The sequence below is a fragment of the Micrococcaceae bacterium Sec5.1 genome, from assembly GCA_039636795.1.
In the GTDB taxonomy this organism is placed as follows: Bacteria; Actinomycetota; Actinomycetes; order Actinomycetales; family Micrococcaceae; genus Arthrobacter.
This window is the reverse complement of sequence record CP143430.1, coordinates 4,043,665-4,058,678: the sequence shown is the minus strand read 5'-3', so window position 1 is coordinate 4,058,678 and position 15,014 is coordinate 4,043,665. Positions and strand designations below refer to the sequence as shown.

The following is a 15,014-nucleotide window of genomic DNA, read 5'->3' as shown; positions in this document are numbered from 1 at the left end:
TGTCCACCGGAACAGCTCCCTCTTCCCGTAACCAAGACTTCAGAATTTAGAGAACAAGAGAGAACAGGGACCATATGTCCAGCGAATCCTCCTTCGGCCTCATGCAGATCGGCCTCGCCACCGCGGAAGACATCCGTGGCTGGTCTTACGGTGAGGTCAAGAAGCCGGAAACCATCAACTACCGCACCCTCAAGCCTGAGAAGGACGGTCTTTTCTGCGAGAAGATCTTCGGTCCTTCCCGCGACTGGGAATGCTACTGCGGCAAGTACAAGCGCGTCCGCTTCAAGGGCATCATCTGTGAGCGTTGTGGCGTTGAAGTCACCCGCGCCAAGGTGCGTCGTGAGCGCATGGGCCACATCGAACTGGCTGCGCCTGTAACCCACATCTGGTACTTCAAGGGCGTTCCCTCGCGCTTGGGCTACCTCTTGGACCTGGCTCCGAAGGACCTTGAGAAGGTCATCTACTTCGCTGCCTACATGATCACCAGCGTTGACACGGAAAACCGCCACGCTGAACTGCCCAACCTCCAGGTCGAGCACGACCTCGAGAAGAAGCAGCTGGTGGACAACCGCGACAGCGACATCGCCACGATCGCCCGCGACCTTGAAGACGAGCTTGCCCGTCTTGAAGGTGAAGGCGCCAAGGCTGCCGACAAGAAGAAGGCCCGCGACTCCGCAGACCGCCAGATGGCGAACGTCCGCAAGCGTGCCGACGCCGATATCGAGCGCCTTGAGCAGGTCTGGGACCGCTTCAAGAACCTCAAGGTCGCTGACCTTGAGGGCGACGAGGGCCTGTACCGCGAACTGCGTGACCGCTACGGCATGTACTTCGAAGGCTCCATGGGTGCCGAGGCGATCAAGAAGCGTCTTGAGACCTTTGACATGCAGGCTGAGGCTGAGTCCCTGCGCGACACCATCCAGAACGGCAAGGGCCAGCGCAAGACGCGTGCCCTGAAGCGCCTGAAGGTTGTCAACGCATTCCTGACCACCAACAACAGCCCGCTCGGCATGGTTCTGGACGCTGTCCCGGTGATCCCGCCGGAACTGCGCCCGATGGTTCAGTTGGACGGTGGCCGCTTCGCGACCTCTGACCTCAACGACCTCTACCGCCGTGTGATCAACCGCAACAACCGACTCAAGCGACTGCTTGACCTCGGTGCTCCGGAGATCATCGTCAACAACGAGAAGCGCATGCTTCAGGAAGCTGTTGACAGCCTCTTCGACAACGGTCGTCGTGGCCGCCCCGTTACGGGTCCGGGCAACCGTCCCCTGAAGTCCCTGAGCGACATGCTCAAGGGCAAGCAGGGTCGTTTCCGCCAGAACCTCCTCGGCAAGCGCGTTGACTACTCCGGCCGTTCGGTCATCGTCGTTGGCCCGCAGCTGAAGCTGCACCAGTGTGGTCTGCCCAAGCAGATGGCCTTGGAGCTCTTCAAGCCGTTCGTGATGAAGCGCCTGGTTGACCTCAACCACGCACAGAACATCAAGTCGGCAAAGCGCATGGTCGAGCGTTACCGTCCGCAGGTTTGGGACGTGCTGGAAGAGATCATCACCGAACACCCGGTGCTGCTCAACCGTGCACCTACCCTTCACCGCCTCGGCATCCAGGCCTTCGAACCGCAGCTTGTGGAAGGCAAGGCAATCCAGCTTCACCCGCTGGTTTGTGGCGCCTTCAACGCTGACTTCGACGGCGACCAGATGGCAGTGCACCTGCCGCTGAGCCCGGAAGCCCAGGCTGAAGCCCGCATCCTGATGCTGTCCTCGAACAACATCCTGAAGCCGTCCGATGGCCGTCCGGTTACCCTGCCTTCGCAGGATATGATCATCGGCCTGTACCACCTGACCACCAAGCGCGTCGGCTCCGCCGGCGAAGGCCGCATCTTCTCCTCGGTTTCGGAAGCCATCATGGCGTACGACGCCCGCGATCTGCACCTGAACTCCCAGGTCAAGATCCGTCTGGACAACTTCGTGCCTTATGCCGGTTGGGAAGCTCCGGAAGGTTGGGAGCCGGGTCAGACGGCCCTCGTCCAGACCTCCCTGGGCCAGGTCATCTTCAACCAGACGCTGCCCGAGGATTACCCCTGGGTTGAGGCTGTTGCCGACAAGGGCGAACTGTCCCGGATCGTCAACGACCTCGCCGAGCGTTACCCGAAGGTTGTCACGGCTGCCACGCTGGACAACCTGAAGGATGCCGGTTTCTACTGGGCAACCCGCTCGGGCGTCACCGTGGCTATCTCCGACATCGAGGTGCCTACCTCCAAGCCCGCCATCCTGGCTGGTTACGAGAACATGGCTGCCAAGATCCAGGGTCAGTACGACAAGGGCCTGATCGACGACGACGAGCGTCGCCAGGAACTGATCGAGATCTGGAACAAGGCCACCAACGAGATCGCCCAGGCGATGCGTGACAGCCTGTCCCCGATGAACACCATCAACCGCATGGTGTCCTCCGGTGCACGTGGTAACTGGATGCAGGTTCGCCAGATCGCGGGTATCCGTGGTCTTGTGGCCAACCCGAAGGGTGAGATCATCCCTCGCCCGATCAAGTCCTCCTACCGCGAGGGCCTGTCGGTCTTGGAATACTTCATTGCCACGCACGGTGCCCGTAAGGGTCTGGCCGATACCGCTCTCCGTACCGCCAACTCGGGTTACCTGACCCGTCGTCTGGTGGACGTTTCGCAGGACGTCATCGTCCGCGAAGAGGACTGCGGTACCGAGCGCGGTCTGCTCACGCCGATCGCCGTGCCGGATTCCAACGGTGAGCTCGTCCTGGACGAGAACGTCGAGAACAGCGCCTACGCACGTACGCTGGCTGTCGACGTCGTCGATGCCCAGGGCAACGTCCTGGCTGCCGGCGGAACCGACTGCGGCGACGTCGTTATCGACCAGTTGCTGGCTGCAGGTATCACCGAAGTCAAGGTCCGCTCCGTACTCACCTGTGAGTCCAAGGTCGGCACCTGTGCACTCTGCTACGGCCGTTCGCTGGCAACGGGCAAGACCGTGGACATCGGCGAGGCCGTGGGCATCATCGCCGCACAGTCCATCGGTGAGCCCGGTACCCAGCTGACCATGCGTACGTTCCACACCGGTGGCGCTGTTTCTGCTGGTGGTGGCGACGACATCACCCAGGGTCTGCCCCGTATCCAGGAGCTCTTCGAAGCCCGTACTCCGAAGGGTGTCGCACCGATTGCTGAAGCAGCCGGCCGCATCACCATCGAAGAGTCCGAGCGCCAGATGCGCCTGGTCATCACTCCGGACGATGGTTCCGAAGAGATTGCCTACCCGGTGCTGCGCCGTTCCCGTCTCCTCATCGAGGATGGCGAGCACGTCAGCGTCGGCCAGAAGCTGATCAACGGTCCGGTGGACCCGAAGCAGGTTCTGCGCATCATGGGTCCCCGTGCCGCACAGAAGTTCCTTGTGGACGAGGTCCAGGGCGTTTACCGCAGCCAGGGTATTGGTATCCACGACAAGCACGTCGAGGTTATCGTCCGCCAGATGCTGCGCCGCGTGACCGTCATCGAATCCGGCGACTCCGACCTGCTCCCTGGTGAGCTTGCAGAGCGCTCCCGCTTCGAAGACGAGAACCGCCGCGTCGTGTCCGAGGGCAAGTCCCCGGCTTCAGGTCGTCCGGAACTCATGGGTATCACCAAGGCGTCCCTGGCAACCGAGTCCTGGCTGTCGGCCGCTTCCTTCCAGGAGACCACCCGCGTCCTGACGCAGGCGGCCATGGAAGGCAAGAGCGATCCTCTGCTCGGCCTCAAGGAGAACGTCATCATCGGTAAGCTCATCCCGGCCGGAACGGGCCTGCCCCGTTACACAGAGGTCACGGTTGAGCCGACCGAGGAAGCAAAGGCAAGCCTGTTCACGGGCCCCAGCGCTTTCACCGATTTCTCGTATGACGCCCTGGGCGGCGACGGTGCTCCCGAGTTCCACGCCATCCCGCTGGATGACTACGATCTCGGCAACGACTTCCGCTGAAACCAGCAGTAGTTAATGGCTGAAGGACAGGCCCCGCACTCAAGAGTGCGGGGCCTGTCCCGTTAACGGAACGCCATACACCCGATTAAGGCCTCAGATCAAGCCGTGCTAGAATTTTGGTAATTGTTCTGTGTGGCAGTGGATGAAGGCCGCCGCAGCATCATTTTGGTTTTGTTCTCATGGTGCTGGGTGGAGCCTGTTTCCGGGTTGCGGGCAACATGCGCAACGAATGCCGCACTTTTGCACGCCTACCGGATGTTTCGGCCGGCCGCATGAGCAACGCCAAAGTTCCCACGTTTACACTGGCTGGCGCCTGTGTGTGGGGGCAGAGATCAAACAACGGAGAACACGAAAGTGCCTACGATTAACCAGCTGGTCCGCAAGGGCCGCACGCCTAAGGTCTCCAAGACCAAGGCTCCCGCGCTGAAGGGCAGCCCGATGCGCCGCGGTGTTTGCACCCGCGTTTACACCACCACCCCCAAGAAGCCGAACTCGGCTCTTCGTAAGGTGGCACGTGTGCGCCTCAACGGTGGCGTTGAAGTTACCGCTTACATCCCCGGCGTTGGCCACAACCTCCAGGAGCACTCCATCGTGCTCGTCCGTGGTGGTCGTGTGAAGGACCTTCCGGGTGTCCGCTACAAGATCGTCCGCGGCGCACTCGACACCCAGGGTGTCAAGAACCGCAAGCAGGCCCGCAGCCGTTACGGCGCAAAGATGGAGAAGAAGTAATATGCCTCGCAAGGGTCCGGCCCCGAAGCGGCCGCTAGTTTCCGATCCCGTTTACGGCTCCCCGTTGGTCACTCAGCTGATCAACAAGGTTCTGGTTGACGGCAAGAAGTCCACCGCAGAGCGCATCGTTTACGGTGCCCTCGAAGGTGCACGTGCCAAGTCCGGCGGCGACCCCGTTGCTGCCCTCAAGAAGGCCATGGACAACGTCAAGCCTTCCCTCGAGGTGCGTTCACGCCGTGTTGGTGGCGCCACCTACCAGGTTCCGGTTGAGGTCAAGCCGGGTCGCTCCACCGCCCTCGCCCTGCGTTGGCTCGTGGGCTACTCCAAGGCCCGCCGCGAGAAGACCATGACCGAGCGCCTCCAGAACGAAATCCTGGATGCCTCGAACGGTCTCGGTGCCGCTGTCAAGCGTCGCGAAGACACCCACAAGATGGCCGAGTCCAACAAGGCCTTCGCACACTACCGCTGGTAAATCCTCCCGGGCGCCGTCGGCTCAACCGAGCCGGCGGCGAACGTGTAGTCCATCCGAAAGGGAGACCCCGTGGCACAGGACGTGCTTACCGACCTTAACAAGGTCCGCAATATCGGCATCATGGCCCACATCGATGCCGGCAAGACCACCACTACCGAGCGCATCCTGTTCTACACGGGTGTGAACCACAAGATCGGCGAGACGCACGACGGCGCCTCGACGACCGACTGGATGGAACAGGAAAAGGAACGCGGCATCACCATCACGTCTGCCGCCGTGACTTGCTTCTGGGACAAGAACCAGATCAACATCATCGACACCCCGGGCCACGTTGACTTCACGGTTGAGGTTGAGCGCTCCCTGCGCGTCCTCGACGGTGCTGTCGCAGTGTTTGACGGCAAGGAAGGCGTGGAGCCGCAGTCCGAGACTGTTTGGCGCCAGGCTGACAAGTACAACGTTCCGCGTATCTGCTTCGTCAACAAGATGGACAAGCTGGGCGCTGACTTCTACTTCACCGTAGACACCATCATTTCCCGCCTCGGTGCCAAGCCGCTGGTCATGCAGCTGCCCATCGGCGCTGAGAACGACTTCATCGGTGTTGTTGACCTCCTCGAAATGCGTGCCCTGGTTTGGCCTGGCGACGCAAAGGGTGACGTCACGATGGGCGCTTCCTACGAAGTGCAGGCAATTCCGGTGGACCTCCAGGCCAAGGCTGAAGAGTACCGTGCACAGCTCGTAGAGACTGTGGCCGAAGCCTCCGAAGAGCTCATGGAGAAGTACCTCGAAGGTGAAGAACTCACCCTTGAGGAACTGAAGGCCGGCATCCGCAAGATGACCATCAACTCCGAGCTCTACCCGGTGTTCTGTGGCTCTGCCTTCAAGAACCGTGGCGTACAGCCGATGCTTGACGCTGTTGTTGACTTCCTGCCGAACCCGCTCGACGTCCCGCCGATGATCGGTCACGATCCTCGCGACGAAGAGAAGGAACTCACCCGCAAGCCCTCTGCTGACGAGCCGTTCTCGGCCCTCGCCTTCAAGATTGCGGCGCACCCGTTCTTCGGTCAGCTGACCTTCATCCGCGTGTACTCCGGTCACGTTGAGGCCGGCGCCCAGGTGGTCAACTCCACCAAGGGCAAGAAGGAACGTATCGGCAAGCTGTTCCAGATGCACGCCAACAAGGAAATGCCCGTTGAGGGCGCTACTGCCGGCCACATCTACGCAGCCATCGGTCTGAAGGACACCACCACGGGTGACACCCTGTGTGATTCCAACAACCAGATCGTCCTCGAGTCCATGAGCTTCCCGGAGCCCGTGATCTCGGTTGCCATCGAGCCGAACACCAAGGGTGACCAGGAGAAGCTCTCCACGGCCATCCAGAAGCTCTCCGCTGAGGACCCGACCTTCCAGGTCTCCCTCAACGAAGACACGGGCCAGACCATCATCGCCGGCATGGGCGAGCTCCACCTGGACATCCTGGTGGACCGCATGCGCCGCGAATTCAAGGTTGAGGCAAACGTTGGCAAGCCGCAGGTTGCTTACCGCGAAACCATCAAGCGCGCTGTAGAGCGTCACGACTACACGCACAAGAAGCAGACCGGTGGTTCGGGTCAGTTCGCAAAGATCCAGATCGCGATCGAGCCGATGGACACCTCTTCCGGCGAGCTGTACGAGTTCGAGAACAAGGTCACCGGTGGCCGCGTTCCGCGCGAATACATCCCGTCCGTTGACGCTGGTATCCAGGATGCACTGAACGACGGCGTCCTGGCCGGCTACCCGGTTGTTGGCATCAAGGCCACGCTGATCGATGGCGCGTCCCACGATGTTGACTCCTCGGAAATGGCGTTCAAGATCGCCGGCCGTATGGCTTTCAAGGAAGCTGCACGCAAGGCGAACCCTGTTCTGCTCGAACCGCTGATGGATGTTGAGGTCCGCACACCTGAGGAATACATGGGTGATGTTATTGGTGACCTGAACGCCCGCCGTGGCCAGATGCAGTCCATGGAGGACGCAGCAGGTGTAAAGGTTATCCGTGCACACGTTCCGCTGTCCGGCATGTTCGGTTACATTGGCGACCTCCGTTCCAAGACGCAGGGTCGTGCCGTGTACTCCATGACGTTCAACAGCTACGCGGAGGTCCCGAAGGCTGTAGCCGACGAGATCATCCAGAAAACCCGCGGCGAGTAATCTCCCGGTAACGGATGCAATTCCGGTTCCGGGAAGGCATCTCAGCGTGAGTGGCGGGGCTGCGGCGAAAGTCGCGGCCCGGCCCCCTGCGCGAACAGGCTCTAGGAACTAGTATTGGTTCCTGAATCTGCAATTTCACCAAAACCAAGCCCCCAAGTAGACTTGCTAAAGTTTCTGCCGCGAAAAGCGCGGCCGAGGAGCACTTCACTTGAAATCGTTCTAGGAGGAACCTGTGGCAAAGGCAAAGTTCGAGCGGACTAAGCCGCACGTCAACATCGGCACCATTGGTCACGTTGACCACGGTAAGACGACGCTGACTGCCGCCATTTCCAAGGTGCTGTACGACCAGTACCCGGACATCAACGAGCAGCGCGACTTCGCGTCCATCGACTCTGCTCCGGAAGAGCGCCAGCGCGGTATTACCATCAACATCTCCCACGTGGAGTACCAGACCGAGAAGCGTCACTACGCACACGTTGACGCCCCCGGTCACGCTGACTACATCAAGAACATGATCACCGGTGCTGCCCAGATGGACGGCGCAATCCTCGTGGTTGCCGCAACCGATGGTCCGATGGCCCAGACTCGTGAGCACGTTCTGCTCGCCCGCCAGGTTGGTGTTCCCTACCTGCTGGTCGCACTGAACAAGTCGGACATGGTTGATGACGAAGAACTCCTCGACCTCGTCGAAATGGAAGTTCGTGAGCTCCTGAGCTCGCAGGGCTTCGATGGCGATGAAGCTCCGGTTGTTCGCGTTTCCGGTCTGAAGGCTCTGGAAGGCGACCCGGTTTGGGTCAAGTCCGTCCAGGACCTGATGGCAGCTGTCGACGAGTCCGTTCCGGACCCCGTACGTGACCGCGACAAGCCGTTCCTGATGCCGATCGAAGACGTCTTCACCATCACCGGCCGTGGCACCGTTGTTACGGGCCGCGCCGAGCGTGGAACCCTCGCCATCAACTCCGAGGTCGAGATCGTTGGCATCCGCCCGATCCAGAAGACCACGGTTACCGGTATCGAGATGTTCCACAAGCAGCTCGACGAAGCATGGGCCGGCGAGAACTGTGGCCTCCTGCTCCGCGGTCTCAAGCGCGACGACGTCGAGCGTGGCCAGGTTGTCGTCAAGCCGGGTTCCATCACCCCGCACACCGACTTCGAGGCCAACGTCTACATCCTTTCCAAGGACGAAGGCGGACGTCACAACCCGTTCTACTCGAACTACCGCCCGCAGTTCTACTTCCGTACCACGGACGTAACCGGCGTTATCACCCTGCCGGAAGGCACGGAAATGGTTATGCCTGGCGACAACACTGAGATGACCGTTGAGCTCATCCAGCCGATCGCTATGGAAGAGGGCCTCGGCTTCGCTATCCGTGAAGGCGGCCGCACCGTTGGTTCGGGACGTGTTACCAAGATCATCAAGTAGTTTCTACTTGTAGGTCGGCAAACTACCGGCGTTGTCGGTAGCAAGCTAAAGAAGAACCCCATCGCTTATGTGGTGGGGTTCTTCTTTGCTATTATTAATCTATCGATTGGATTAATGCCGTGCAGGTGTTGCGCCCGGCTTCACCGTAGGAGCTTCCATGCTGGGATTCTTGACAACAGGCCTTGTGCTGCTGCTTTTGGTCCTTATTGGTGTCATTGGCCACGCACTGGGCTTAGTGCGGGGCCGACGGGAAGGGGCCCGCTCGGCGCCGACTGTCAGAATCGACGACACCGCTACTTATCGTGCGGGATATCTCGCCGGCCATCTGGCTGGGTGGGAGGACGCGCAAGGGCAAAGCCAGGGGCCCAAGGTGCGGCAGCAATCGCCGACAGTGCAGCAACCGCTGGCAGTACAGGTAGCGGCGACAGCACAGCAGTTGCCGACAGTACAGCAATTGCCTGTGGTCCAGCAGCCGATGCCGTTCCAGCCGGCAATCATGCCTCCTGGTTTTCAGCAGACCGTGAGGATCGCTGCGCCGTCCGGAACGCCGCCGTCGAACAGTCGCGTGCCTACTACACAGCGAAATGTGGCTCCTACGCAACAACAGCAACCATTCCAGCCGACGCTTCTCCAGCCTGAGAGCCCGGAAGCGGTGGCGGCTCGAAAGGAGAAGCGCGACCGCCAAAACATCAATATCACCCTGTACGTCGCGAGTCTATTGCTTGTCGCCGCAGGCTCACTGTTTGTTGGAACCAGCCTTCCTGAGGTTCTTCGTTTTGTGGCCATCTGGGCCATCACCATCTTGTTCTATGCTTCAGGACTGATCATCCAGCCAAGGGTGCCGCGACTTCGCCCGGCAGCCATAGCTTTTACCGGAACGGGGCTGGCCCTGATTCCGGTTACAGGCCTGGCCATGTATAACTTTGCCCTTCATCACGGCCCCACGGCATGGCTGGTCACTTCGTTGCTGGGAACTGCTGCCTACGTTTACGCCGCGCTGCGCCTCGATAACAAGGTGTTGGCGCTGCTCTCGCTCACCTTCGTGGTCTCCACGGCATGGTCCGGAGTCTCAGTGCTTGGCGGGGCCTTGGTCTGGTATTTTACGGCGCTGATTGGCGTTGCCATTCTCTTCACGCTCGGAGCGCTGGTTCGCCCGCGGTGGCTACCTCCGCTCTATCTCCGTCCTCTGGTGGTGCTGCATCCGTTTGTCGTGCCTTTCGTGGGGCTCGCGGTGAGCCTGACGCCCAACTTCCTGGCCAAGGGGGAGTACCCCATGGTCATGGTGATGTGCGGGCTCTACTTTGCCGTGATGGTGCTTGTGCAGTCAGGCCAGCAAGCGCTGTCAGGCCAGCACCGATTGCTCAATTTCTATGGCGCCCGCGTCGCCTTCACCTTGGCAGTGTTGGGTCTTGTGTGGGATGTATCTTCGGATTCCAGCCACGTGGTTCTGGCTGGAATCATCTGCATGGGGGTCCAATCGGTTGGAGTCGCCTTCGGCGGAAAACGCTTGCTTCCACGAACGTGGTGGTACGACGCCGTCTCGTGCCTCGGGCTGCAAACCGTTGCGGCAGTTGTGCTCACGGTCATGCTTGGCGTGGGAACTTTCCAGCTTCCAGAGTTTGTGCCGCTCTTCATCGCGATGCCGACCGCCATGGTGCTGGGTTGGAAGCTGGGCCAGGGGGCAGAGTTCGCACCCGCCGCCGTACTTGTTGTGGCAGCACCGTTCGTTGGGCTGCTGGGTGCGTGGCCCGTGACCGGGCTGCTAGTTGTCGCGGCCCTCTATTGGTTCCTTCTGGGAGCAATCAAGTCGAGGCCACTTCGACATGTCTACGTCCTGGCTGGGCGGGTCGCTCTTACGCTATCGGTAACGGCGTTGGCTGCTGGCGTTTTCGCCGATCATCCGTACAGGTCTTCCTACACGTTGTTGGCTTTCGTGGCGGCATGTGCCGTACAGCAGCTGGTGAGTGCCTTGCTTGAGGCAAACGGCGTTCGCGCCGTGGGAGGGCAGGCGTCCACAGTGGGGTTCGGCGGGGCGGCGATGGCAGGACTCCTTGCTTTGCCCATTTTCGATGGTGCACCCGGGCGGCCCACCGTGGCAGTTGCTGTGGGTGTGGTGGTGGCCGCAGGTTTGGTCTCCGGCTGGTTGGCGCTCCCGCAGGGCAGGGACAGTAGCAGTACCGGCCCCACGGGTGGCGCTGGCGTCTTGACGTGGCGTCCCACAATAGGGGAGTTCCTGGCTCCGGCCGCCGCTACGGTGTCAGGCATCGTGGCCGGGGTTGCCGTGTCGCGGACATTGGCCAACGTGGTTCTCCTGGCCGCTGTCATCTACTTCTGCGCCACCGCCCTCCGGTTGGGTGCTTCCCTCCATAGGCAAAGCTACTGGTGGTTGGCGCGCGCCGCGGGAACCGTGTTGGCTGCCTCGGCCTACTACGACGCAACGAAGGACGCCGGATTCCAGATTGCCCATGAAGAGGTTGCCGTTGGCCTCATTGTCATTGTCGTTCTTGCCCTGCAGCTGATCCTGCCGCTGCGTGCGGGTTATCTTGCGAAGTCCCTGGGGCCTGCCATTATCGATGCTGGAGTTGTGCTTGCCGGGATGGTCCTGTGCAGTATGTTCCTCACCCTGGGCGGGACGTCGGGGGTTCTCGAGGGCTGGCAGCCAGGTGCGGGTGCCATAATTACGGCTCTGGCGGCCGTGGCCATCAGCACGACCCTTCGAGCCCACAAACTGGGATGGTTGTTCGCTCCTGCGGCAATGGTTCTGCTGTTCGCCCTCCGGCTTGGAAATGTCAGGGATCTGGAACTCCTGCTGGGCATCTTTACGGCATACAGCGGCTTCATGGTTGCTGTGACCGGCCAGCGCCTGGCCCGCGGTGGATACCTGTTGGCTGTGCGCATTCTCTCCGGGGCCTTGGTCACGTTGCTGGTGGCCGAATTCACGGAATCGGCTGCGGCTACATCTGTCGCTGTCGCGCTGATCCTTATCCTGCAGTTGCCAGTGCAGTTCTTTGTGCAGTCCTTCCTCCAGAGCCGACACAGCGACGACCCCTTCCAGAAGGCGATGGTTTGGGCAATTCCAGGCGCACAGCTTCTTCTCCCACTGGCTTACTTGCTCGCAGCAGATTACGACGGCGGTGGCCGTTGGGTGCTCCTTGCCGAGTTGGCATTCGTTCCGGTAGCGGCTGCGATCGCGTGGCGAGCCTTTGGTGCCAGGGGAGCGCAGTTCTTCGGGATCGCGGCACTCACGGCAGGAGTAATCGTGGCCGGGCCGTCAATGGCGTTTCCATCAGAAACGTGGCTGCACCAGCCGTTACTGGACAAGAATCAAGTGCCCTGGATGCTGCTGGCGCTGGCAGTGGCTGCCGTCGTTGCCAGGGCAGTTTTCCCGCCCGGGACTCCAGCGCCCATGACTGCAGAGCCCGTGACTGCAGCGCCGCTGCCGACCGCGTCCATCACCGCCGGCAAGGGTTCAGCCGCAGACGTGGCCGAAAGGTGGCTGTGGTTGATTTCGGCCCTCACCTTCACTGCCACTGGCGGCATGTTCGCTGCGGCGACGTCACAGTCGCTTAGCGGTCTTGCTGTCCTGGTCCTGGCGTTCGTGCTTTTCGCCGCCTCGCACTTTGAGGGGATGCCCTCCCTCTATGCCGCTGCCGCGCCCGCCGCGCTGGTTGGTGCCGTGGCCGCCGTCGACGGTTTGCTGGATGGCCGTGAGCTGACTGCCTGGGACTCCTTCCTGCCATGGTTGATAGGCGCAGCGGGAACCGGGGCAGCGATGTATGTGGTCCGCAGGCTGGGCGGCCCCTTCATCGCCTCACAACCTTGGCGGCGGAACGCCCTGGCGGTAACGTCGATCGCGGGGCTTGGAGTAGCTGCGGCCGTCGGCCTGGGGCGGGACCAGACCTCTTTCGTGGGTGCCACACTTATCCTGGTTTCCGGAGTGTTGGTGGTCATCGAGGTCACAGACGGCAAGAGGCTGGCCGGAGAAATCACTGCCGTGGCTACGCTCGCCGGGTTCCAACGAGCGCTTCTGTTTGTGGATGGCAGCTCGCCGGATTGGTTTTGGGCGGCACAATGGTACGTCGTCGCCGGGGCGGTTATGGCAGGGGCGCGCTACTTGGACCGGCAACGTTCTGAGGGACAATTGCGGCTTGCCTTCACAGCAGGGCTGCTGTCCTTGACAGCCGTGGGGACAAGTTTCATGGGCACTTCATCCCAGCAGATATACGTCCTCGTGGCCCATGCAGTGCTCCTGGTGGCCGGGCTTCTCCTGGCCGAGCGCATGTTCGTGTGGTGGGGGGCCGCTGGTGTGGCCGCCAGCGTCATGTGGGCGCTGCGCAGTTACGCGTTCGCCATGCTGGCGATCGTTGCCTCGGCCCTGATCGTGCTGGCCATATGGCGGCTGAACCGAAAACCGCCGGCAATCGACGGCAACAACCCGACAGAGGAACGCTCGGCAGCATCCAGTCAGGATGGAATCCGCTAACGTTGAGCTCAATGAGAGGAGCACCATGGAATTTCTGATTTTCCTTGCCATCATCGCGGTGATCGGCGGCGGAGTGCTGTGGGGTCGCAAGTACTTCCGGAACGAAATTGACCGCGCCAAGCGCATCAACCGCGCCAACAAGAACAAGTAGGTGCATGCGGAGTTAACCCACCTGGGCTAGGGTTCCCGGTGGCGTGCCCGGCCCAGCGCCCGGTACCAGTAAAACGAGTCCTTGGGTGTGCGCTCCAAGGTGTCGAAGTCCACATGCACCAAGCCAAAGCGTTGCGAGTACCCAGCCGCCCACTCGAAGTTGTCCAGGAGTGTCCACACGTAGTAACCGCGGAGTTGGACGTCCTCGGCGATGCCGCCGGGCCCTGTAGCAGTCAGCGCGTGGCCAAGATGCTCCGCAAGGTAGCTGATCCGGTTATGGTCCTGTATGGGCCCATCAACGTGCGAAGGCTCCGGAAAACTGGCCCCGCCTTCGGTGATATAAACCGGCGGAAGGGCCTCGCCGTAGCGGTCCTTCATCTCGCGGAGCAGTACTGCCAAATGCTCCGGCGCCACTGGCCAGCCGAATCCGGTTGTTTCATACTCCTGGTAGGCGGCAAGGTGGAACGGCACTTTCGTCATTTCGACGGCCGTGCCTGTGGGGATCTCCGCCGGTCCTCGCCCTGCGGCAACCTTGATCGGGTAGTAGTAATTGAGTCCATAGAAGTCCAGCGGCTGACTGATCAGCTCAAGGTCACCATCCCGGATGGTCCCCAATGACCGGAACCAGGGTTTCATGGGCAAAGGTGGCCTGGGGTACTGACCCAGCAGGACGGCGTCAGCATAAATGCGGTTGAGGAGCAGATCGAAGGACTGGGCCATCAAACGGTCCGAGAGGCTGTTGCTCGCTGGGCGGACGGGGGAGTGCATATTGGAGATGCCAATCTGCCCTTTCACTCCGGCGTCACGCAGGGCCCGCACTGCCATACCATGGCCCAGCAATTGGTGATGGGCGGCAGGAAGTGCATCAAACAACAGCTGGTGGCCGGGGGCGTGGACGCCCAAAGCATAGCCCTGGAGCGTGACGGAAACTGGTTCGTTCATGGTGACCCAGTGCTCCACGCGGTCCCCAAAGCGCTCCGCTGCAGCGCTGCAATAAACGGCAAAGCGTTCCGCTGTATCCCGATTCATCCAGCCGCCGGCGTGTTCAAGTTCCAGGGGAGTATCCCAATGGAACAGGGTTGCCATGGGCGAGATACCGGCAGCAAGGAGTTTGTCGATCAAGCGATCGTAGAAGTCCAGCCCGCGCTGGTTGATTCCACCTTTGCCGCCCGGCTGTATCCTTGGCCAGGACAAGGAGAAGCGGTACGAGTCGATGCCCAGTTCCTGCATCAGGGTGATATCTTCGTGAGCGCGGTTGTAGTGATCGCACGCTATGGTGGGGGAGTCGCCGTCGACGATTGCCCCCGGCTTCTGCGCGAATGCATCCCAGCCCGAGGGTCCCCGCCCATCAGCGGTTACAGAACCTTCAATTTGGAAGGCGGCGGCCGCCACTCCCAGCGTGAACCCTGGACGTAGGCGCGCGGCCAGATCTTCCACGGAACCCGTATCCTGGGCGGTCATTCCACTATCATCCACAGCGCGTGGCGGCTGTGGCAATGCCCGCCTGGGCCCCGATTGGCCTTTGGCCTTTATTTCCGCCATACTGGATGAGTTGTTCAAGCGCTTCTTCGTGTCCCGATCCGGATAATGCCGGGTGTC

General features: G+C 61.2%; 8 protein-coding genes. 7 read left to right on the top strand and 1 reads right to left on the bottom strand.

The window, feature by feature from the left end; all coding sequences use genetic code 11:
- Nucleotides 1–74 precede the first annotated feature (74 nt).
- From VUN82_18515 to VUN82_18485, 7 genes are all read left to right on the top strand, one after another.
- Nucleotides 75–3,974: a DNA-directed RNA polymerase subunit beta' gene (locus VUN82_18515; GenBank protein XAS71061.1), complete on the top strand. Its 3,900-nt coding sequence runs from the start codon at nt 75–77 to the stop codon at nt 3,972–3,974.
- A 354-nt stretch (nt 3,975–4,328) separates the two neighbouring features.
- Nucleotides 4,329–4,703: a 30S ribosomal protein S12 gene (gene rpsL, locus VUN82_18510; GenBank protein XAS71060.1), complete on the top strand. Its 375-nt coding sequence runs from the start codon at nt 4,329–4,331 to the stop codon at nt 4,701–4,703.
- 1 nt (nt 4,704) lies between these two features.
- Nucleotides 4,705–5,175, top strand: coding sequence for a 30S ribosomal protein S7 (gene rpsG / locus VUN82_18505; GenBank protein ID XAS71059.1), 471 nt, complete (start codon nt 4,705–4,707; stop codon nt 5,173–5,175).
- A gap of 69 nt (nt 5,176–5,244) precedes the next feature.
- Nucleotides 5,245–7,359, top strand: a complete 2,115-nt coding sequence (gene fusA / locus VUN82_18500) for an elongation factor G (GenBank protein XAS71058.1) — start codon at nt 5,245–5,247, stop codon at nt 7,357–7,359.
- Between the two features lie 232 nt (nt 7,360–7,591).
- Entirely contained in the window at nt 7,592–8,782 is a 1,191-nt protein-coding gene (gene tuf, locus VUN82_18495) for an elongation factor Tu (protein XAS71057.1), read from the top strand.
- Between the two features lie 157 nt (nt 8,783–8,939).
- Nucleotides 8,940–13,265 carry a hypothetical protein gene (locus VUN82_18490; GenBank protein ID XAS71056.1) on the top strand — a complete coding sequence of 1,442 codons (4,326 nt, stop codon included), beginning with the start codon at nt 8,940–8,942 and terminating at the stop codon, nt 13,263–13,265.
- Between the two features lie 25 nt (nt 13,266–13,290).
- Nucleotides 13,291–13,416, top strand: a complete 126-nt coding sequence (locus VUN82_18485; protein ID XAS71055.1) for a hypothetical protein — start codon at nt 13,291–13,293, stop codon at nt 13,414–13,416.
- 26 nt (nt 13,417–13,442) lie between these two features.
- Here VUN82_18485 and VUN82_18480 read toward each other — a convergent pair whose 3' ends face one another.
- Nucleotides 13,443–14,876 (bottom strand): GH1 family beta-glucosidase, encoded by a 1,434-nt coding sequence (locus tag VUN82_18480; GenBank protein ID XAS71054.1) that lies wholly within the window; start codon nt 14,874–14,876, stop codon nt 13,443–13,445.
- Between the last annotated feature and the right edge of the window lie 138 nt (nt 14,877–15,014).